Here is a 19,122-nt window from a genome sequence, read left to right as displayed (position 1 = left end):
TTCATGAGGATGCCGTCCGCTCCGTTCTTTTTCCGAGAAATCAGGGAGATCAGCGCGGCAGAGCCTGCAGCTCGCCCCACTCGCCGACGCGCTCGATATAGGCGTTGAGCGAGTCGAGAGCCTCCTTGAAGATCGGATCCTTGGCGGCTTCCTCGGCCATCACTTCCTGGGAGGCGGCACGCAGCGCCACCAGAACCTCGTCGGGGAAGCGCTTGATCTCGACGCCGGCGTCGCGGATCTTGCCGATCGCCACGGCCTGCTGGTGGATCTGGTCACCGAGATTGGCGGCGATGTTGGCCTTGCAGGCCTCGATCATGATCTGCTGCTGGCCTTCGGTGAAGCCGTTCCACACATCCATGTTGACGATGATGGAGTCCCAGCTCGACGGCTGGTGCCAGCCCGGGAAGTAGTAGGTCTTGGCGACCTTCTCGAAGCCGAAGCCGATGTCGAGCTGCGGCGCGGAGAACTCGGTCGCGTCGATGCGGCCGGTCTCGAGCGACACGAAGATCTCGCCGGCCGGCACGAGCTGGGTGTTGGCGCCCAGACGAGCCAGCGCCTGACCGCCGAGGCCGGCGATGCGCATATTGAGGCCCTTGAAGTCCTCGGGCGTGTTGATCTGCTTGTTGAACCAGCCGCCGGCCTCCGGCACGACGAGATGGCACGGGATAATCTTCACGCCATGCGGGTCATAGGCCTTCTGGATGATCTCCAGACCGCCGCCCTCGAACATCCAGCCGAGCGCCACGTCCGGGGTCGGGCCGAAAGGCATGGAGCCCACGAGGTTGGCGACGGGAATGGAGCTTGCCCAGTAGCCGATCCAGTCGAAGCCCATCGGGATCGCGCCGGTGCTGACCGCCTCGAACACTTCGAACGGCGGCACGAAATCGCCCGCGCCATGCACCTTAATGTCGATGGCACCGTCGGTCATCAGCTTGACACGCTCGGCCCACTTGACCGGGCTCTGACCGATCGAGGGCACCTGCAGGCCGAAAACGCTCTGCAGGTCGTAGCTGTCGGCGAGCGCCGGAGCAGCAGTGAGCATGGTGGCTGCCAGAGCAGCGGATGCGAGCCGTGCTTTCATCAGGACCTCCCTAAACGCGCCCCGATCCAGGGCGTCTCTTGATTTTTCTGCCGCACCGTCCGGCGGCCTCCCGGCCGAGCGGTGGGCTTTTTTCAACCTCCCGCTTGCCTAACTCAAGTGTTATCTATAATCAAACGGATTAGCAATATACTAATTTAGGGAGAGGCCCATGATTGGAGTTGAGGGCTCCGTCGCCATCGTGACGGGCGCGGGACAGGGCAACGGCCGGGCGATTGCGCTGGGTCTCGCAAGGGCCGGCGCACATGTCGCGGTCTGCGACATCAACGCCGACGCCGCCGCGGAAACGGCCGCTCTTGCCGCCGAGGCGGGCGTGAAATCTCTGAGCGCGCAGTGCGACGTGTCGGACCTTCAGTCCGCCCGCGCCTTTGCCGAGAAGACCCGCGCGGAGCTGGGCGATGCCCGCATCCTGGTGAACAATGCCGGCATCCTGAAGCGGCACCGCTTCGGCGATCCCGGCTTCGAAAGCGAGTGGGACCAGACGTTCCGCGTCAATGTCGACGGGCCGCGCAACATGGTGCTGGCCTATGCGGCGCAGCTGGAGGCGACGGGCGGGCGAATCGTCAACCTTGCCTCGATCATGTCGCTGTCCGCCGGCTTCGGCATCTCCGCCTATATCGCCAGCAAGGGCGCGGTCGGCCAGCTCACCAAGGCACTGGCCCACGAGTTCGCCCCGCGCGGCGTCAGGGTGAATGCCATCGCCCCCGGCGTCATCGACACTCCGATGACCGAGCACACGCGCGGAAACGATGCCGCCATCGGCAAGTTCATGGCCCACACCCCGCTCGGGCGGACCGGCCAGCCGGACGAGCTCGTCGGCCCTGTCCTGTTCCTCGTCTCAGACATGTCCAGCTACGTGACCGGCACCATCCTGCCCGTCGACGGCGGCTATCTGGCGGCCTGACCCGCCCCGTCTTTCAAGGAATTGCATCAATGAAAAAGCACAGCTGCGACGTTCTCGTCGTCGGATCGGGCGCCGGCGGCCTCGCCAGCGCCGTATCGGCCGCCCACCGCCGGCTCGATGTCCTGGTGGTGGAGAAGGAGCCGGTCTTCGGCGGCACCACCGCCCGCTCCGGCGGGTGGATGTGGGTACCCTGCAATGCCCCGGCCAAGCGCGCCGGCGTCGAGGATTCGCCCGAGAAGGCCCGCACCTATCTCGAGCACGAAGCGGGCGACTTCTTCGATCCGGCCCGTGTCGACGCCTTCCTGGAGGCCGGTCCGAAGGCGGTCGAGTTCTTCGAGGAGAAGACCTCGCTGCAGTTCGACCTCGGCCCGACCTTCGCCGACTATCATCCCGACGCGCCGGGCGGCATGCCGGGCGGGCGCTCCATCGTCGCCCGCCCCTTCGACGGGCGGGAGCTCGGCAAGGAGATCCGCCGCCTTCGCCCGCCGCTCGCCGAGATCACCTTCCTCGGCATGATGATCGGCTCGGGCAAGGAGCTTCTGCACTTCTTCCGCGTCACCAAGTCGCCGATCTCGGCCTTCTATGTCGCCAAGCTGTTCATCAAGTTCCTCAAGGACATGGCCTTCCACGGCCGGCCGATGCGCCTGGTCAACGGCAATGCGCTGGTCGCGCGGCTCGCCAAGTCCTGCTTCGACATGAACGTGCCGATCTGGACCCGTGCCGGCGTGCGCGAACTGCTGCGCAACGAGAACGGCACCGTCACCGGTGCCATCGTCGACACGGCGGAAGGTCCGGTGGAAGTCACCGCGCGCAAGGGCGTGGTGCTGGCGGCCGGCGGCTTCCCGCAGGACGCGGTACGCCGCAAGGAGCTGTTTCCGCATTCCCCGTCCGGCCACGAGCACGTCTCGCCGGCGCCTCCCGGCAACACCGGCGACGGTCTGCGCCTCGGCTCGGCAGTGGGTGCCGCCATCAAGGACGACCTGCCCAACAACGCGGCCTGGGTGCCGGTCTCGCGTCCCCCGCGCCGCGACGGCACACTGGGCGTCTTCCCGCATTTCGTCGACCGGTCCAAGCCCGGCGTCATCGCGGTGACCCGGTCGGGCAAGCGCTTCGTCAACGAGGCGGATTCCTACCACGACTTCTGCCAGGCGATGCGCAAGGCCTGCGAGGCCGAGGGCGGCGAGATCTGCGCCTACTTCATCGCCGACCACAAGACGCTGCGCAAATACGGCCTCGGCTTCGTCAAGCCAGCGCCGGTGCCCTATCGCGGCCTGATCCGCTCCGGCTACCTGTTCGAGGGCAAGAGCCTGCGCGAGCTCGCCGAGAAGATCGGCGCGGACGGGGCGCAGCTCGAGCGGACCGTCGCCACCTTCAACGAGCATGCGCGCAAGGGCGAGGACCCGGAGTTCCACAAGGGTTCGACCTCCTACAACCGCTCGCTCGGCGATCCGGAGCACCAGCCCAACCCCTGCGTCGCGCCGGTCGAGAACGGTCCGTTCTACGCGGTCAAGCTGGTGATCGGGGATCTGGGCACCTTTGCCGGTCTCAAGACCGACGAGAATGCCCGCGTTCTGGACGAGGCCGGCCGGCCGATTACCGGCCTTTATGCCGCCGGCAACGATGCGCTCAGCATCATGGGCGGCAACTATCCGGGCGGCGGCATCACCCTCGGCCCGGCAATCACCTTCGGCTATATCGCCGCGCGTCACATGGCCGGGGCCAACACCTGACCATGCCTCCCACCTCAAGGGACACGGACGGCCCGGGACAACCGGGTCGTCTGCTGCCGGGCATCCTGTTCGGCCTGTCGGCCTCCATCGCCTGGGCCTTCTACAATATCGGCGTCGATATCGGCCGGTCGGACGGCTTCACCAGCGCCGACCTCGCCATCCTGCGCTACGGCGTGGCAGCGCTGCTGCTGGTGCCATTGATGTTCATGCGCCCGTCCCGCGTGCGCGCCCTCACCCTGCCCCGGCTGGCGCTGCTCACCATCGCCATCGGCCCGCCCTTCGCCTTCCTGTTCAACACCGGTTTCGGCATCGCACCGCTGGCGCATGCGGTCGTGATCTCGCCGGGCATGACCATCATCGTCGCCAACCTGCTGCCGGTCGTTCTCGACGGCCAGAAGATGACGTCCAACCGCAAGATCGGCATGGCCGTGCTGATCGGCGGGCTGGTGGCCATCGCCGCCGACAATGCACCGTCCAAGACGGCCGACACCTCGACCCTGATCGGCGACCTGTGCTTCGTCGGCTCGGGCACGCTGTGGGGGCTGTTCACCTATCTCATCGGCCGCTGGCGCCTTCCGGCGGTCGAGGCCATCGGGGCGGCCTCGGCAACGACAACCGTCGTGCTGCTGCCCGCCTATCTGCTGTTCTTCGAACCGGCGGCGCTGCCGGCTGCCAAGTGGCTGGAACAGGGCTTTTATCAGGGGGTGCTCGGCGGCAGCCTTGCGATCATTCTCTATGCGGTCGCCATCGGCCGGCTGGGATCGGGGCTTGCCGGCCTCTTCCCGGCGATGATCCCGCCGCTGGCCGTGCTGCTCGCCATTCCGATCGCCGGGCAATGGCCCACCGCCCTGCAACTGGCCGGCGTCGTCATAGCCGCGAGCGGCCTTGTCCTGTCTCTCGACATTGCCGGCGCGCTGCTCAGGCGGGCGGGATATGCCCGAGGTCGCGGGACAGGTCCTTCGTGAATTCGATCAGCCGTTTCAGGCAGGGCCCGTCCTCGGCCAGGTCGATGAAGTTGGTCGGGCCGATCACCGTGACCGAAAGCTGGATGGTCCCGGTATGGTCGAAGACCGGTGCCGCAATGGCGCTGACGCCGGGGATCGGCGCGTCGCGGGTGATCGAGTAGCCCTTGGTGCAGGCGGAGGCGACCTCCTTGCGGAACGTCGCCTCGTCGACCATCGGGATGCCATAGAGCGAAGGCTCGACGCCCTGCAGCTCGGCGCGGGCGAGCGGTTCCGTCGTCGACCTCGGCAGGAAGGCGGCGAAGATCTTGCCCGTCGCCGTCATGGTCAGCATGAACGTGCCGCCGACCGCCACGTTGGAGTGGATGCGCGCCGCCGTCTCCTCGATATAGACGATGGTCGGGCCGTGCAGGCCCCAGACGCTGATCGCCACCATCAGACCCAGTTCCTCGGCCAGCGCCGGAACCCGCCGCAGCGTCTCGCGATAGGCGTTCTGGTTGCGCAGCCGCGTAAGGCCGAGCCACAGCGCGAACGGCCCGAGCTGATACTGACCGGTCTCGGTCTGCTCGACCATGTTGATGTTGCGGAAGCTGACGAGATAGGGATGCAGCTGCGCAGCGGCCATGCCGAGCGTCTCGGCAAGGTCCTTCAGCTTCAGCGGCCCACCGGCCTGCGCCAGCGCCATCAGGATGGCGCCGCCGGTTTCGACGGACTGGACGCCGCGAGGCGTTCGCGGCTTTGACGTTGCGTCGGCGCCCAAGCGCAACTCCTTCAACTGCCTTGCAGAAACGGATCAACAGACCGCAACACTCTTAGCGGCAATTCTCTCGTCGGTCGAGAATATCGCCTGCTGCACGCACGCTCACAGGATTTCCCTTGGCAAGGCGCCTCTTGCCTCTTCCGCGTCCGGCAAACGGCGCTATCTTCCTGCCGTCGAATCGGTCCGCTCCCTGTCGCAGACGCCGTGCGCGCGACAGACGCCGGACACCCGGTCGATGCCGTACCGGGCGCCCGCGCCGTCCGGCAGGCGTGTCCTTGCGCTGGCGGTGGATCCCCCGATGCCGTTTGCCAATCTCTCCTACGTGCCCTTCGCCACGATCGGCCTGCTGCTCGCCTCCAACATCTTCATGACCTTCGCCTGGTACGGGCACCTGAAGTTCAAGAGCTCGCCGCTCCTCATCGTCATCCTGGCGAGCTGGGGCATCGCCTTCTTCGAATATGTGCTGCAGGTCCCGGCCAACCGCATCGGCCACGGCTATTTCAGCGCCGCAGAGCTGAAGACCATCCAGGAGGTCATCACGCTCAGCGTCTTCGCCGTGTTCTCGATCTGGTTTCTGGGCGAGCCGCTGCGCTGGACGCATCTGGCCGGCTTCACGCTGATCGTCGCCGGTGCCGGGCTGATCTTCTACAAGCCGTGAGAGCTCAATAGCCGCCAGACAGGACGATGCTCTCGCCGGTCATGAAGCTGCAGGCATCGGAGGCGAGGAAGATCGCCGCGCCGACCATCTCATCGGCCTGCCCGGCCCGCCCCATCCAGTTGAGCGTGCGCACATAGTCGTCCCAGCCCTGCGGATCCGCCGCCTTGCGCCCCGCATTGCGGTCGGTGTCGACGAGGCCGGGCGCCAGCGTGTTGAGCAGCACCCCGTGGCGGGCATAGTCGCGCGCCTGGCTCTGGATCAGGTTGTGCTGGGCGGCCTTGGTGGCGGCATAGGCGGTGACGATGGCCTTGGGCCGCAGCTGGTTGATCGAGCCGATGCTGACGACCCGGCCCCAGCCGCGCACGGCCATGCGCGGCAGGCAAGCCTGCAGCATCTCCACCGTGGAGCGCAGATTGACGGCCACCTGCAGATCGAAATCCGCCTCGGTGAGATCGGCGAGTTCGGCATTGACCTGGGCCGAGGCATTGACGACGAGGATGTCGAGATGCCCGAGCCGGGCCTCCACCTCCTCCACCAGTCGGCGGCCCGCGCCGCGCTCGGCAAGGTCCGCGGCAAAGGCAACCGCCGTGCCGCCGCTCGCCTCGATGGCGGCAACGGTCGCGGCCGTCGCTTCCAGGCTCTGGCCGTGCACGACCACCGTGGCCCCCGCTCCGGCAAGGCCGACGGCGATAGCAGCGCCAATGCCCCGGCTCGAGCCGGTAACCAGCGCTACGCGGCCATGAAGTCCGAAAATCGTCTCGAGCGTGCTCATGCAGCGCCTTGCCCCTTGCGGTCGAACAGGGTGATCGGCACGCCGCTGAGGCCCGGCGTGCAGGCGAAGAGGCCCCCGGACAGCGGCGCCTCGGACAGGGTCGAGGCCGGCAGGCGCGTGCGGGCACTGGTGATGTAGAGCGTCGTCAGATCCTCGCCGCCGAAGGCGACGCTGGTCGGCCGGGGTACGGGCAGTTCGATGCTGCGCTCGTGCCGGCCGTCGGGCAGGTAGCGGTTGACCCGCCAGCCGTCCCAGATCGCGCACCACACGCCGCCTTCCCTGTCGACGGCGATGCCGTCCGGGCGCCCCTCGCCTTCCGGGATGCGCGCAAGCACCCGGCGGTTGCCGAGGACGCCCTTTCCGGGCTCGAAATCGTAGGCGTAGATCAGGCCCGGCACCGTATCGACGAAGTAGAAGACCCGGTTGTCCGGGCTCCAGGCCATGCCGTTGCTGACCGAGATGCCGCTTTCCTTGCGCGTCACCGTGCCGTCGGCGGCGACCCGGTAGAGCGCGCCGCTCGGCTTGCTGGCATCGAGCCGCATGGAGCCGACCCAGATCGCCCCACCGGGGCCGACCTTGGCGTCGTTGAGACGGTTCTCGGGAATGCCCGCTTCCGGGTCGACCAGCGGCTGCAGGGTGCCGGAGGCGAAGTCCAGGAACTCGATGCCGTCCTGCGTCGCCACCGCCAGCGAGCCGTCGCCGCAGGGCATGACCGAGCTGACCAGCTTGCCGGTCTCGCAGGTCTCGTTGAGGCCGGTCGCCGGATCGAAGCGGTAGACCGCCGGGTGCAGGATATCGACCCAGTAAAGGCTGCGGGCCGCCGGATCCCAGACCGGCGCCTCGCCGAGCTGCGCGCCCCAGGGCAACACGCAGGCGAGATCGTCCGGCGTCTGCGACTGGCTGGTGCGCGGGCGCGGACGGGAACTGATGGCGATGGCGCCGGCCGCGCCCGTGATCCTGCGGGCGGCGGCGATCAGCTCGCGTCCGACCGGGTGGATCTGGGAGGCATCCAGCCGCGACGACGGGCCCAGCGCGACCAGCGCGCCGATGGGCGTGCCGTCCTTGCCGGCAATGGCGACCGCGACGGAGTTCACGCCGTTGAGGTGCTCCTCATACGACACGGAATAGCCGCGCGCGCGGGTCAGCGTCAGATCGGCCTGCAAGGCCTCCAGCGTGGTGATGGTGCGCGGCGTGAAGCGGTCGAGGCTAAGGCGCTCCAGCAGAGCGCGGGCGAAACCCGGCTCCTGGAAGGCGACCAGCACCTTGCCGGCGGCGGTGCAATGCAGCGGCACGCGCCGTCCGGTATCGACCCTGACGCCGAGCCCGTCGCCCGAGCGCTCGTCGAGATACTGCACCTGATCGCCATCGAGACGGCACAACGCCACCGTCTCGCCGAGCTCGGCCGACAGGCGCTCCAGTTCGGGCGCGGCTGCGGTCGGCAGGTCGAACGTGTCCCACACCCGGTGCGACAGTTCCAGGAAGCGCGGCCCGATGACATAGGTGCCGCGCTCCTCGTTCTGGCGCACGAGGCCGAAGGCGATCAGCGTGCGCAGGATGCGCGCGAAGGTGGGCTTGGGCAGGCCGGACTGGCGCAGCAGGTCGGCGAAGCGCAGCGGCGTCTCCGCGTCGGCCACCATGTCCAGCAGCGTCAGGCCCTTGGCGAGTGCCGCCGTGCCGGAGGGGACGTCCTTGCGGGACTGGCTCAGGCCTGTGCTCGCGTCCGCCATGTCCGCGCCGCCTCCTGCAACATCCGATCGATCGTCCATTCCGGCTCGAACCCCAGCGTCTCGCGTATCCTTGCGTTCGAGGTCTGGTAATCGACGCCGGCGCCGGGCAGGTCAACGGTCACGACGGGCAATCCCGTGATTTCGGACATCGCCGGCAGCGCCTGCGCGAAATCGACGGGGTCCGTCGCACCCAGATTGAAGATCCCGCCGGCCGCCCGGTCCGATTCCAGCGCCAAGAGCAAGCCCTTCACCATATCCCTGGTGTCGGTGATGTGCATCCGGAACGGTTTGCCGGCGGCATTGCGGGCCAGCACATGGGCGGGCCGTCCGGGATCTGCGGCACGTAGCAGTTCGGCGACGGCGGTGTTGCCCATGCGCTCCTGCTGGCGGATGCGCGGTTGCAGGAAGAAGCGCGGGCCGGAGAAGAAGCTGTCGGGGTCGAGCAGCTCGCTGGCATCCTGCGTATGGGAAAAGCGCAGGATCACCGTCTCGAAACTGCCGATGCGCTGGTGGAAGGAGACCAAATCCTCGCCGAGCAGCTTGGTCAGGCCGTAGGGACTGTTCGCCCGCAGCGGATGCTCCTCGGTGACGGGCAGGAAGAGCGGCGCGTTCTCCGGATAGACTTCGCCGGAGCTGGCGAAGACGAAGCGGCGTACGCCGGCTTGCGCCGCCGCGTCGAGCAGCACCCGCGTTCCCTCCACATTGGCGCGGAACATCGCCGTGCGCTCGGCCGCCACCCAGGACATGAAGGCCCCCAGGTGCAGCACCGCCTCGGTGCCGGCGACCGCGCGGGCACAGGCCTCGGCATCATCGAAACTGCCGACCACCTCGTCGAGATCGGCGCCTGACGCGCGCAGGTCGAACCCGCGCACCCGGTAGCCGGCGGCGCGCAGCGCCGCAACCGCCGCCCGGCCGACGCGGCCGGAGCTTCCCGTGACAAGAATCAGCATCAGCGCAGCGCCTTTTCGCTCATTGCATCGAAGAGATGGAGTTCGGCCGGATCGAAGGACAGGACGAGATCCTGATCTTCCGCCATCGGGCCGGAATGGGCGAGCCGGGCGATCAGGCCCTTGGACTTGTCGTCCTCGCTCTCGCCGGCCGAGACCATGTGCGCCCCGCCGTCGAAATAGACGTATTTCTCGGAGCCGAGGCTTTCGACCAGGCTCGGGCGCACGGTGAAGGTCGCGGGGCCCTCGCCGAGGTGGAAATGCTCCGGCCGGATACCGGCGATAACGGTCGAGGCGCCGGCAAGCCGCGCCTCGTCGACGGCGATCCGGTTGCCGAACAGGGTGATGGTCGCCCCGCCGGCCGACCGCTCCACATCGGCGGAAAGGAAGTTCATGCCGGGCGAGCCGATGAAGCCGGCGACGAACAGATTGTCGGGCCGCTGGAACAGCGTGTCGGGATCGGCGATCTGCTGGATCTCGCCGTCGCGCATGATCACAACCCGGTCGGCCATGGTCATCGCCTCGATCTGGTCATGCGTGACATAGACGGTGGTGACGCCGAGGCGCTGGTGCAGGGCACCGATCTCGGCCCGCATGTGGACGCGCAGCTTGGCGTCGAGATTGGAGAGCGGCTCGTCCATCAGGAAGGCCTGGGGCTGGCGCACGATGGCCCGGCCCAGCGCAACGCGCTGGCGCTGGCCACCGGACAGGTCCTTCGGGCGGCGTTCGAGATATTTCTCCACCTCCAGGGTGCTCGCGGCCTCCAGCACCCGGCGCTCGATCTCCGCCTTTGGCGTGCCGCGCATCTTCAGCCCGAAGCCGATATTCTCGCGCACGGTCAGGTGCGGATAGAGCGCGTAGTTCTGGAACACCATCGCGATGTCGCGGTCGCCGGGAGCAAGGTCGGTGACCTCCCGCTCGCCGAGGTAAATGTCGCCGCCGGTCGCCGGCTCGAGGCCCGCCAGGATCTTGAGCATCGTCGACTTGCCGCAGCCCGACGGGCCGACCAGCACGATGAACTCCCCGTCCGCGATCTCGAGGGAGAACGGCTTCAGCACCTCGTGCGCGCCGTAGCTCTTGTGGACGTTTCGAATGGAGATATTTGCCATGGATTACTTCTCCGCGCCCGCGGTCAGTCCGCCGACCAGGTAGCGCTCAAGGAACAGGTAGATGACGATGATCGGAACGGCGACGAAGACGGCCGCGGCCGAGATCTCGTTCCAGTCGGTGCTGTATTCGCCGCGCATCGTCGTGATGCCGAGATTGGCGGTCCAGCTGTCCGGTGCATTGACGAGGAAGGTCCGCGCATAGGCGTAGTCGGCCCAGCTCAGCACGAAGGCATAGAGCGAGGTCGCCGCCAGTCCGGGCGTTGCCACGGGCAACACGACCCGCACCATCGCGCCCATCGGCGAGCAGCCGTCGACCATCGCCGCCTGTTCCAGCTCGCGCGGGATCGTGTCGAAATAGCCCTTCAGCATCCAGGTGGTGAAGGGAATGATCAGCGTCGAATGCGCCAGCACCAGCGTCCACAGGCTGCCGATCATCCCGAAGTTGCGGAAGATCGAGAAGAGCGGGATCACCAGCAGCGTCGCCGGCAGCATCTTCGCCGTAAGGATGAACAGGCCGAGCGAATGGCCGCCGCGGATCGTGAAGCGCGACAGGGCATAGCCTGCCAGCACCGAGACCACCATCGACAGGGTGACCGAGCCTATGGCCGCCAGCATCGAGTTCGTCAGCCAGAGCGGGATCGGCCGCTCCTCCCAGACCTTGGCGAAGGTGCCCCATTGGGCATCGTCCGGCCAGAAGCTGGGCGGCAGTTGCGACAGGTCCGCCGAGGTGGAGACTGCCGTCACCAGCAGCCAGTAGACGGGGAACAGGATCAGCGCGGCGAGCAGGATGACGGTGCCGTAGAGCGCCAGGCTTTGCAGGGGTGTGCGGTTCATGGGATCCCCTTTCTCAATACATGGCGCGGGTCTGGCGACCGAGCATCAACAGGCTCGCGACGACGCAGATGACCAGCGTGACGACGCCCACCGCCGAGGCATAGCCGAAGTTGAAGAAGCCGAAGGCCTGGTCGTAAGTCATGATCGACAGGGTCTGGGTCGACTTCAGCGGCCCGCCCTCGGTCAGCACCTTGATGATCGAGAAGTCGCGGAACACCCACAGGATGACCAGCACCAGGGTGACGCCGAGCACCGGCATCAGGAGCGGCAGCGTGATCCATCGGAAGCGCTGGAAGACGTTGGCCCCGTCCACCTTGGCGGCATTGTAGAAATCGGTCGGGATCGACTGCAGGCCAGCCAGCGTCATGATCGAGACGAAGGGAAAGCCCTTCCAGATCATGGTGATCGCCACGGCCCAGAAGGCAGCGCCCGGTGTCGAGACCCAGGCGATCATGCCGTCGGACAGGCCGAGCGTGACCAGCAGCCAGCTCATCAGCCCGAAGGAGCTGTCGAAGATCCAGGCAAAGATCACCACCGCGATCACTTCCGGCACCGCCCAGGGCAGCGCCATGGCGAGCCGGGCGAGCGTGCGCCCTCGGAAGCGGTTGTTGACCAGAAGCGCGGTCGAGACGCCGGTGATCAGGCTGCCGGCGGTCACGACGACAACGAGTTTCAGCGTCACCCAGCAGGCCATCCAGAATTCGCTCGAGGCAAAGAGCTTCTGGTAGTTCGCCGTGGTGAAGGGCGCGCGCGGGGCGCCCATTCGCGGCAGCTTGACCGCCTGCAGCGACAGGTCGATCGAGATGATCAGGGGATAGACGATGATCAGGCCGACCAGCAGCACCGCGGGGGCAAGCAGAATGTAGCCCAGCAGATGTTGACGGCTCGGCCTGGCCAGATCGAAGAGCCGGACTCGGGACATGCAACCTCCTGCCGCGGGCGCGGTGCCGCGGCGCAGGAACGAAAAGACAAGCCGGCCCCCGTGGCGGGGGCCGGCTGCGAAAGTGCGGTCAGCCGCCGTTCTTGATGGTCTCGGCCCGCTCCTGCATGACCTTGACCACCTCGGCCGGATCGAGATCCTCGATCAGCATGCGCTGGACCTCCTCCTGCACCATCTTGCCGAACTCGTTGTACTGGATCTCAAGGCCCGTCGGGATGCGGTCGACGCCGGCATCCGAGGCCGCCTTCATCGTCTTGATCAGCAGCGGGAAGTGCGGCACCTCCTGCTCGACGCCGGAGACGTCGGCAGCCGGGCTCGGCGGGGTGTTCTTGCCGATGGTGGCGTATTTGCGCTGCCACTCGGGCGACATAACCAGCTTGATGAAGTCCCACACGAGCGCCTTTTCCTCATCGGAAATCTCGCTCGCCATGCCCAGCACGTTGGACGAGCCACCGACCGGCGGAGAGAAGGCCGGCTCGGCAACCGCCGTGTCGGCGGACGCTGCGCCCTTCTGCATGATGCCGTAGAGCCAGGGGCCGTCGAGGCGCAGGGCCATCTTGCCGTCGGCGAAGAGCTTGCGGATGTCGCCGGCGGACAGGTCGACGGGGGTCAGACCTTCCTTGACGACGGTCTTCCAGCGGGTCAGACCCTCGACCATCTCGGGCGTGTCGATGGTGATGTTGCCGTCCTTGTCGGTCCAGTAGGCGCCGGCATCGAGGATGTAGCTCAGCATCTCGGTCAGGTACTGGCCGGCGCCGCCCTTGGTCTCGTGGCCGGTGCCGTACTGGTCGGTGATGCCGTCGCCGTTGAGATCCTTGGTCGTCTTGCGCGCGACATCGAGGAACTCGGCATAGGTGGTGGGAACCGACAGGCCTTCCTTCTCCAGGATCGCCTTGTTGTAGGCCATGATGAAGCCGAAGTAGTTCATCATGATGCAAGCGGTTTCACCGTTCCACACGCACTTGCCCTGGCCGGCCCAGCCGGTCATGTCGACGCCGTCCTTGTCGAGCCAGGGGCCGAGATTTTCCATCCAGCCGTTCTCGGCGAAGGACTGGAACTCGAACGAGGCGAGATGGACGATGTGCGGCGGCTGGCCGCCGGCAAACAGGGTCGTCATCGTGTCGGCATAGGCCGCGCGCTCGACCTTGGTGAACTCCACCTTCACGCCCGGATGGGCCTCCTCGAAGGCGGCGATGGCGGCTTTCCACCAGTCGCCGGTGCCGGCATCGTCCACTTGCCAGGAGACGAACTTGAGTGTCGCATCAGCCAACGCCGGCGACAGCATGGTCGCCGAGAGCATGGCAGCTGCGGTTGCGGTCCTGACGAACCGTCCGAAAGTCTTGGTCATCGTGTTTCCTCCACTTGGCTCTTATATCCGCTGCATCAGGCGCAGCGCTTCCTCCGACGGGCGCACTCCAAGACCTGGACCGGTCGGGAGGCGGTAGACGCCGTCCGCGCAGTCCATGTCGCCTGCAAGAAGGCGCCGGTTAGGTTCGAAGATCGAATGCTGGAACTCGTGGCCGGTCAGCGTCGGCAGCGATGCGCTCGCCTGCAGGCTGGCGGCCAGGAAGATCCCGGCGCCGATGGTCGCATGCGGGATCACCTCGATGCCCCGCTCCGCCGCCAGCGCGCCGATGCGGGTGAAATTGGTGATGCCCTTGTGCCCCATCTCCGGCTGGACGATGGCGATGCGGCAGCGCTCCACCCGGTGGCGCATGTCCCAGACCGTGCGCCATTCCTCGCCGACGGCGATCGACACGTCCGTGCCCTTCGACACTGCCTCCAGACCGGCAATGTCCTCGGTGTAGACCGGCGCCTCGGCGAACCACAGGCCGTGCGGCTTCATCGCCTCGATCAGGGCCAGCGCCTCGTCCGCGCTCTGGTTCCAGTGCATGTCGGCGGCGATCCGCGCGTCGGGGCCCAGCGCCGCGCGCAAGCTCTCCATCTCCGCCGCCGGGCCGTCGTCGGCGACCGGCGTTGCAAACTTGAACGCGTCGAACCCGCGCGCCTGCCAGGACAGGGCGAGCTCGGCGCGGGCCTTGCGGGTCGCCTCGGGCAGGCCCGAGACATAGGCAGGGATGGTCTTCGAGCGGTCGCCGCCCAGAAGCTCCGCCACCGGTTTGCCGGCGATCTGCCCGGCGATGTCCCAAAGGGCGATGTCGATGGCGGCCAGCGCGTCGACATAGAAGCCCCCCGTATAGCCGCGCACCCGCATCAGGTCGTAGAGGTCGTCGTAGATGGCCGACGGATCGGACGGATCGCGGCCGATGGTGAAGTCGGCGAGCAGGTCCTTGACGATCTCGGCAACGGCGCCCGGTGCGACGAGGCCGTAGGTCTCGCCCCAGCCGGTAACGCCGTCGCGCGTCTCGATGCGCAACAGCACGCTGCGGTCGAAGGTCGGATAGACGGTGCGGTTGCCCTTGCGCACCAGATAGCCGCGCGCATTCGGCTCCTCGCCCTTGCGGGCCATCCCGAGATAGGGCTTGTCCCGCGTCTGCGTCAGCGTGAAGACCTCGATGCTGCGGACAGCGTCGCTCATCGGGCACTCCCGGCGAGAGCCGCCCGCGGCGCGCCGATGCCGAGCGCGGCAAGGTTGGCATCGATGTCCGAGCAAGCCGGGCCGTCGAGCTCCGGCGTCGGCGCGCGCACGATGGTGTTCTCTAGAATTCCGCGACGGACCATCACATACTTGGTCAGGCGCATCCGGTAGACGGCCTGCAGGGTCAGCAGCGGCAGGGTCCGCACATAGACCTCCCGCGCCTCGGCGATCCGACCGGCCCGCCAGGCCCGGTCGAGCGCGACATGCTCGTCGGCGATCTCGATGGCCGGCATGGCCGCGCAGGCGCCGCGCGCATATTCATCGAGGATGTAACGCGCCCCGCCGCCGCCGATGACGCCGGCCAGCGTCTGCGGCCGATGGGCCAGCAGATGGCTGATTGCCGGCCCGGCCGGCAGGGTCTCTTCCTTGACATAGGCGATCTGCGGCACGGCGCGCGCCACCTCGACCAGCACCTGCGGCGCGATGTCGGAGCCGCGCGGCGCCGGCGCATTCTGCAGCACGATGCGCGCCTCCGGCAGACCGGCCGCCACCTCGCTGAAGAACGCGGTCACCGCCGCCGCCTCGCGGCCGATGGAGACCGGCGGCTGGATCATCAGCCAGATGACGCCGACAGAGGCCGCCACGCGGCCATGGGCAATCACGTCCGCGGCGGTCGGCGCACTGGCGCCGGCAACCACCGGCACCTTGCCGCCGACCTCCTGCGCCACCAGGCCCAGCAACTCGGCACGCTCGTCCGCCTCCAGCTGCTCCACCTCGCTGGCAAAGCCCGGGAAGACCACACCATCCACGTCGCAATCGAGTGCGAAGCGCACCAGGCGGCGCATCGCCTGAAGATCCACCTTCCCGTCTTGCGTGAAGGGCGTGGGGAGAACCGGAAGGATGCCGGCGAGATCAGCCATGTCGTCTATGTCCAATATGTGAGACTATGTTTCATAAATTGACACTATCTTGTTTCTAGGGCTAAGACAAGCATGAATGCTCGCCCTACCGCCGCTCCCCGAAAGGACCGATTCATGCCTTCAGCCTCCGCCCTCAATGCGCCGCATGTCGTGGTCGACTGGGGCACCACCTCCTTCCGCGCGGTGTTGCTTGCCGCCGACGGCACGCAGCGCGACCGCATCGAGACGGGCGACGGCATCCAGTTTGTGGAAAAGCACGCCTTCGAGGATCGTCTGCTGGCCCTGCTCGCGCCGTGGCTTGCGGCGGAAGGTCCGCTCGACATCGTGCTGGTCGGCATGGTCACCAGCCGCAACGGCTGGATCGAGGTGCCCTATGTCCCCTGCCCGTGCTCGGTCGAGGATCTCGCGAAAGGCACGATCACGCGGACCCTCGCCAACGGCTCGCGCGCCATCCTGCTCGCCGGCATCAACGATCCGGCCCGCGCGCCCTTCCCCGATGTGATGCGCGGCGAAGAGACCCAGATCGTCGGCTTCGGCCTGGAAAAGGACGCAACGCTCGTGCTGCCCGGCACCCACAGCAAGTGGGCGCGGGTTGCCGGCGGACGGATCTCGGGCTTCCGCACCTTCGTCACCGGCGAGTTCTTCGCTCTTCTGACGCAACATTCCTTCATTGCCCGCGCGGCCGCCGGCTCGGAAAGCACGGGCGAGGACATGGCCGCCTTCGAGCGCGGCATCGCTGACGGCTCGCCCGAGGGCGCGGAGGGCGATGCCATGCTCTCGCTGGTCTTTGCCGCACGCACCGGAATGCTCGCCGGCAAGCTTGCCCCTGGCGAAATTCGCGACTACGTCTCGGGGCTCCTGATCGCGCAGGAGTTCCGCCAGGCCCGCAATTGCGGCTTCTTCGCCAAAAGCGAGTTCAGCAAGGGCAATCGCATCGGCATCGTCGGCAATGACGGGCTCAACCGCCGCTATGCCATCGTCGCCCGCCATTTCGGACTGGATGTCGTGGAGGGGAGCGACCATGCCGCAATCGACGGCGCCCGGCAGATCCTCGCCGCGGCCATGGGAGACCTGACATGACCTTGCGCGAAGCGCTCGCCGCCTGCCCGCTCGTCGCCATCCTGCGCGGCGTCACGCCGGCGGAAATCACCGATGTCGCCGACGTCCTGTTCGAGGCCGGCTTCCGCATCATCGAGGTTCCGCTCAACTCGCCCGATCCCTTCGCCAGCATCGGCAAGCTGGCGAAATCCCACGGCGAACGCGCGCTGATCGGCGCCGGAACGGTGCTTGAGCCTGAGCAGTGCCGCCGGCTTGCCGATGTTGGCGGCCGGCTGATGGTCGCGCCGAACTATGCTCCCGACGTGGTAGCGGAAGCCCAGGCGAGCGGGCTCACGACGCTTCCGGGCGTTGCCACCCCGTCGGAGGCCTTCGCCGCGCTGCGCCAGGGGGCTGACGCGCTGAAGCTCTTCCCGGCCGAGGCGATGGAGCCCCGCGCGCTGAAGGCCTGGCGCAGCGTCATGCCGAAGGACGCGCTGCTGCTGCCCGTCGGCGGCATCGACACCACGACGATGGCGCCCTGGTGCCAGGCCGGCGCCAGCGGCTTCGGCCTCGGCTCCTCGCTTTACCGGCCGGGCATCTCCCTCGACCAGCTTGCGGAAAAGGCACGCGGCCTGGTCGCGGCCGCCCGTACCGCCTTCCCCGCCGGCTGACCCACTTCCTCCCTCCGGGATTCCCACCGCCATGCCGTCAGATGCCGGCCGATTGCGCGATCACCCCACATCCGGGCAGCCTGCACCCGATCCGAACGGGACCGATCAGGGCCAGCCGCCGCCCCCTAGCGACCGGCGGCCGCTGATCGAGGGCTTGCTGGCCACCGGTGCCGGCAACATCAACAATGCCTGCGTCAAGCTGCTGGGGGTGATGCCGACCAGCCAGCTGATCCTGCTGCGGGCGGTCGGCACGATCTTCATCCTGCTGCCGCTGATGATCCGGCGCGGCCTGCGCTGGCCGCCGCGCGTGGTGCTGGCGCGTGCGGCGCTCGAGGCCATAGCGACGGCCGGCTTGATGCACGCGCTCACCCTCGCCCCGCTCAGCTTCGTCGCCACGGTGATGATGACCATTCCCATCGGGGTCATGGCGATGAACTGGCTGCTGGCGGGCGAGCCCCTGTCGCCACGTGGGCGCATCCTGCTGCTGCTGGCGTTTTCCGGCGCGTTGATCGCCACCGGCCCGGCGCTGGCCGGCAGCATGGAAGGCGCCCTCTCCGCTGTCGGCTCAGCCGCCTTCTACGTCGCCCGCGACATGCTGACGAGCCGGCGCGCCTCCAACGTGCCCAGCCTCGAGCTGTCCTTCACGGCCAGCGTCGCGACGCTGATCCTGGCGCTGGCCATGGGCGTTGTCGGCGACTGGCGGCCGCTGGTCGCGGGAGAGACGGGCATCATCGCGGCGATGATCGTCTTCTACATCCTCAGCAACCTGCTGATCGCCTCGGCGACACGGGCCCGCCATTCGACCATGGTCGCCGCCACCCGCTATTCGGCGGTCATCTGGGCCGCCCTGTTCGATCTGGTGCTGTTCGACCTGCCGCCGCGCCCGCTGACGCTGGTCGGCGCCGCGCTGATCGCTGCCTGCGGTATCGGCCTCGTCTTCACAGAAAGAAAACGGCGCGGCCCGTGAGAGCCGCGCCGCCGAAATGCAAAGGGAAAGCGAGGAGGCTTATTCGGCCGCCGGCTTCAGCCGGTAGCGGAAGTCGCAATGGGACGCGCCCTTCATGATCGTCTGGGTGCGCGTCAGCTCCATCTTCGGATTGTAGCCGATGCAGAAGTCGCCATCGCGATTGCAGGAGAGCAGGTGGCCGATATCGCCGAGCCCCATCTCCTTGTAGACCTCGGAATAGCGGCAGCGCTTGACGTTGAAGTCGAGCCGGTCCGGCCCCTTCTCCAGCACCTCGATCTGCAGCGCGTCGTCCATCTGCCACAGCGGCAGCAGGTCGGCGAAGTTCTCGAGGTTGGGCTCCTGCGGCTCCTTCTCCCGGAACTCCTTGCCCTGCGCGATGGCGGAGTTGGAGACGGCCTCGCCGATCACCTTTTCCGCTTCCTCGCGCCCGTGCCGCTCCACCAGCACATCGAAGACGTGCTTGAGGACCGCGGCCTCGATCCGGCGTTTCTCGATCATCGGCAGCGTCATCGTGGATCCCTCTTTCGTGTGTCGTGCCCGATGTC

19 protein-coding genes are annotated in these 19,122 nt (G+C 67.4%); 7 read left to right on the top strand and 12 right to left on the bottom strand.

The window, feature by feature from the left end; translation table 11 throughout:
• Window positions 1-49: 49 nt before the first annotated feature.
• The gene (locus tag H7H34_RS05930) at window positions 50-1,081 is read right to left on the bottom strand and encodes a TRAP transporter substrate-binding protein (RefSeq protein ID WP_120268956.1); all 1,032 of its coding nucleotides are present in this window, start codon (window positions 1,079-1,081) and stop codon (window positions 50-52) included.
• A 169-nt stretch (window positions 1,082-1,250) separates the two neighbouring features.
• Here H7H34_RS05930 and H7H34_RS05925 point away from each other — a divergent pair, with 169 nt between their 5' ends.
• The 3 genes from H7H34_RS05925 to H7H34_RS05915 are packed head-to-tail and all read left to right on the top strand — an operon-like array spanning window position 1,251 to window position 4,698.
• Entirely contained in the window at window positions 1,251-2,003 is a 753-nt protein-coding gene (locus H7H34_RS05925) for an SDR family NAD(P)-dependent oxidoreductase (protein WP_120268955.1), read from the top strand.
• Between the two features lie 29 nt (window positions 2,004-2,032).
• Window positions 2,033-3,733, top strand: coding sequence for an FAD-dependent oxidoreductase (locus H7H34_RS05920; RefSeq protein WP_185924561.1), 1,701 nt, complete (start codon window positions 2,033-2,035; stop codon window positions 3,731-3,733).
• A gap of 2 nt (window positions 3,734-3,735) precedes the next feature.
• Entirely contained in the window at window positions 3,736-4,698 is a 963-nt protein-coding gene (locus H7H34_RS05915; protein ID WP_185924560.1) for a DMT family transporter, read from the top strand.
• On the opposite strand, the gene H7H34_RS05910 is transcribed toward H7H34_RS05915, so the two are convergent.
• Window positions 4,652-5,455 (bottom strand): IclR family transcriptional regulator, encoded by an 804-nt coding sequence (locus H7H34_RS05910; RefSeq protein ID WP_120268952.1) that lies wholly within the window; start codon window positions 5,453-5,455, stop codon window positions 4,652-4,654. The two genes, H7H34_RS05915 and H7H34_RS05910, sit on opposite strands and share 47 nt — an antisense overlap.
• A gap of 298 nt (window positions 5,456-5,753) precedes the next feature.
• Between H7H34_RS05910 and H7H34_RS05905 the strand changes: the two genes are divergently transcribed.
• Entirely contained in the window at window positions 5,754-6,113 is a 360-nt protein-coding gene (locus H7H34_RS05905) for a DMT family protein (protein ID WP_067221649.1), read from the top strand.
• 4 nt (window positions 6,114-6,117) lie between these two features.
• On the opposite strand, the gene H7H34_RS05900 is transcribed toward H7H34_RS05905, so the two are convergent.
• The 9 genes from H7H34_RS05900 to H7H34_RS05860 form a co-directional block, all read right to left on the bottom strand.
• Window positions 6,118-6,885, bottom strand: coding sequence for an SDR family NAD(P)-dependent oxidoreductase (locus H7H34_RS05900; protein WP_185924559.1), 768 nt, complete (start codon window positions 6,883-6,885; stop codon window positions 6,118-6,120).
• Complete coding sequence (locus tag H7H34_RS05895) at window positions 6,882-8,612, bottom strand: SMP-30/gluconolactonase/LRE family protein (RefSeq protein ID WP_185924558.1); 1,731 nt, start codon at window positions 8,610-8,612, stop codon at window positions 6,882-6,884. The genes H7H34_RS05900 and H7H34_RS05895 overlap by 4 nt, the downstream gene beginning before the upstream one ends.
• Entirely contained in the window at window positions 8,588-9,562 is a 975-nt protein-coding gene (locus H7H34_RS05890) for an NAD-dependent epimerase/dehydratase family protein (protein WP_185924557.1), read from the bottom strand. The genes H7H34_RS05895 and H7H34_RS05890 overlap by 25 nt, the downstream gene beginning before the upstream one ends.
• A complete protein-coding gene (locus tag H7H34_RS05885) occupies window positions 9,562-10,668 on the bottom strand; it encodes an ABC transporter ATP-binding protein (protein WP_185924556.1) in 1,107 nt (368 codons plus the stop codon). The genes H7H34_RS05890 and H7H34_RS05885 overlap by 1 nt, the downstream gene beginning before the upstream one ends.
• A gap of 3 nt (window positions 10,669-10,671) precedes the next feature.
• Window positions 10,672-11,502 (bottom strand): carbohydrate ABC transporter permease, encoded by an 831-nt coding sequence (locus tag H7H34_RS05880; RefSeq protein WP_185924555.1) that lies wholly within the window; start codon window positions 11,500-11,502, stop codon window positions 10,672-10,674.
• Between the two features lie 13 nt (window positions 11,503-11,515).
• On the bottom strand, window positions 11,516-12,424 hold the full coding sequence (locus tag H7H34_RS05875) for a carbohydrate ABC transporter permease (protein ID WP_097175477.1): 909 nt from the start codon (window positions 12,422-12,424) through the stop codon (window positions 11,516-11,518).
• Between the two features lie 88 nt (window positions 12,425-12,512).
• A complete protein-coding gene (locus H7H34_RS05870; protein ID WP_185924554.1) occupies window positions 12,513-13,790 on the bottom strand; it encodes an ABC transporter substrate-binding protein in 1,278 nt (425 codons plus the stop codon).
• Between the two features lie 21 nt (window positions 13,791-13,811).
• Complete coding sequence (locus H7H34_RS05865; protein WP_185924553.1) at window positions 13,812-14,981, bottom strand: mandelate racemase/muconate lactonizing enzyme family protein; 1,170 nt, start codon at window positions 14,979-14,981, stop codon at window positions 13,812-13,814.
• Window positions 14,978-15,901: a dihydrodipicolinate synthase family protein gene (locus H7H34_RS05860; protein WP_185924552.1), complete on the bottom strand. Its 924-nt coding sequence runs from the start codon at window positions 15,899-15,901 to the stop codon at window positions 14,978-14,980. Before H7H34_RS05860 ends, H7H34_RS05865 begins: the two co-directional genes overlap by 4 nt.
• A gap of 114 nt (window positions 15,902-16,015) precedes the next feature.
• On the opposite strand from H7H34_RS05860, the gene H7H34_RS05855 reads away from it, so the two are divergent.
• Genes H7H34_RS05855 through H7H34_RS05845 form a run of 3 tightly spaced genes read left to right on the top strand, consistent with a single transcriptional unit; the run spans window position 16,016 to window position 18,577 of the window.
• On the top strand, window positions 16,016-16,981 hold the full coding sequence (locus H7H34_RS05855; protein WP_185924551.1) for a 2-dehydro-3-deoxygalactonokinase: 966 nt from the start codon (window positions 16,016-16,018) through the stop codon (window positions 16,979-16,981).
• Window positions 16,978-17,610 carry a 2-dehydro-3-deoxy-6-phosphogalactonate aldolase gene (locus tag H7H34_RS05850; protein ID WP_185924550.1) on the top strand — a complete coding sequence of 211 codons (633 nt, stop codon included), beginning with the start codon at window positions 16,978-16,980 and terminating at the stop codon, window positions 17,608-17,610. The genes H7H34_RS05855 and H7H34_RS05850 overlap by 4 nt, the downstream gene beginning before the upstream one ends.
• Window positions 17,611-17,641: 31 nt before the next feature.
• Window positions 17,642-18,577 (top strand): DMT family transporter, encoded by a 936-nt coding sequence (locus tag H7H34_RS05845; RefSeq protein WP_185924549.1) that lies wholly within the window; start codon window positions 17,642-17,644, stop codon window positions 18,575-18,577.
• Between the two features lie 39 nt (window positions 18,578-18,616).
• Here H7H34_RS05845 and H7H34_RS05840 read toward each other — a convergent pair whose 3' ends face one another.
• Window positions 18,617-19,087, bottom strand: a complete 471-nt coding sequence (locus H7H34_RS05840) for an L-2-amino-thiazoline-4-carboxylic acid hydrolase (RefSeq protein ID WP_067221310.1) — start codon at window positions 19,085-19,087, stop codon at window positions 18,617-18,619.
• Window positions 19,088-19,122 lie beyond the last annotated feature (35 nt).

The organism is Stappia sp. 28M-7 (genome assembly GCF_014252955.1).
Classification (GTDB): domain Bacteria; phylum Pseudomonadota; class Alphaproteobacteria; order Rhizobiales; family Stappiaceae; genus Stappia.
This window is presented reverse-complemented; position numbering and strand designations above follow the sequence as displayed.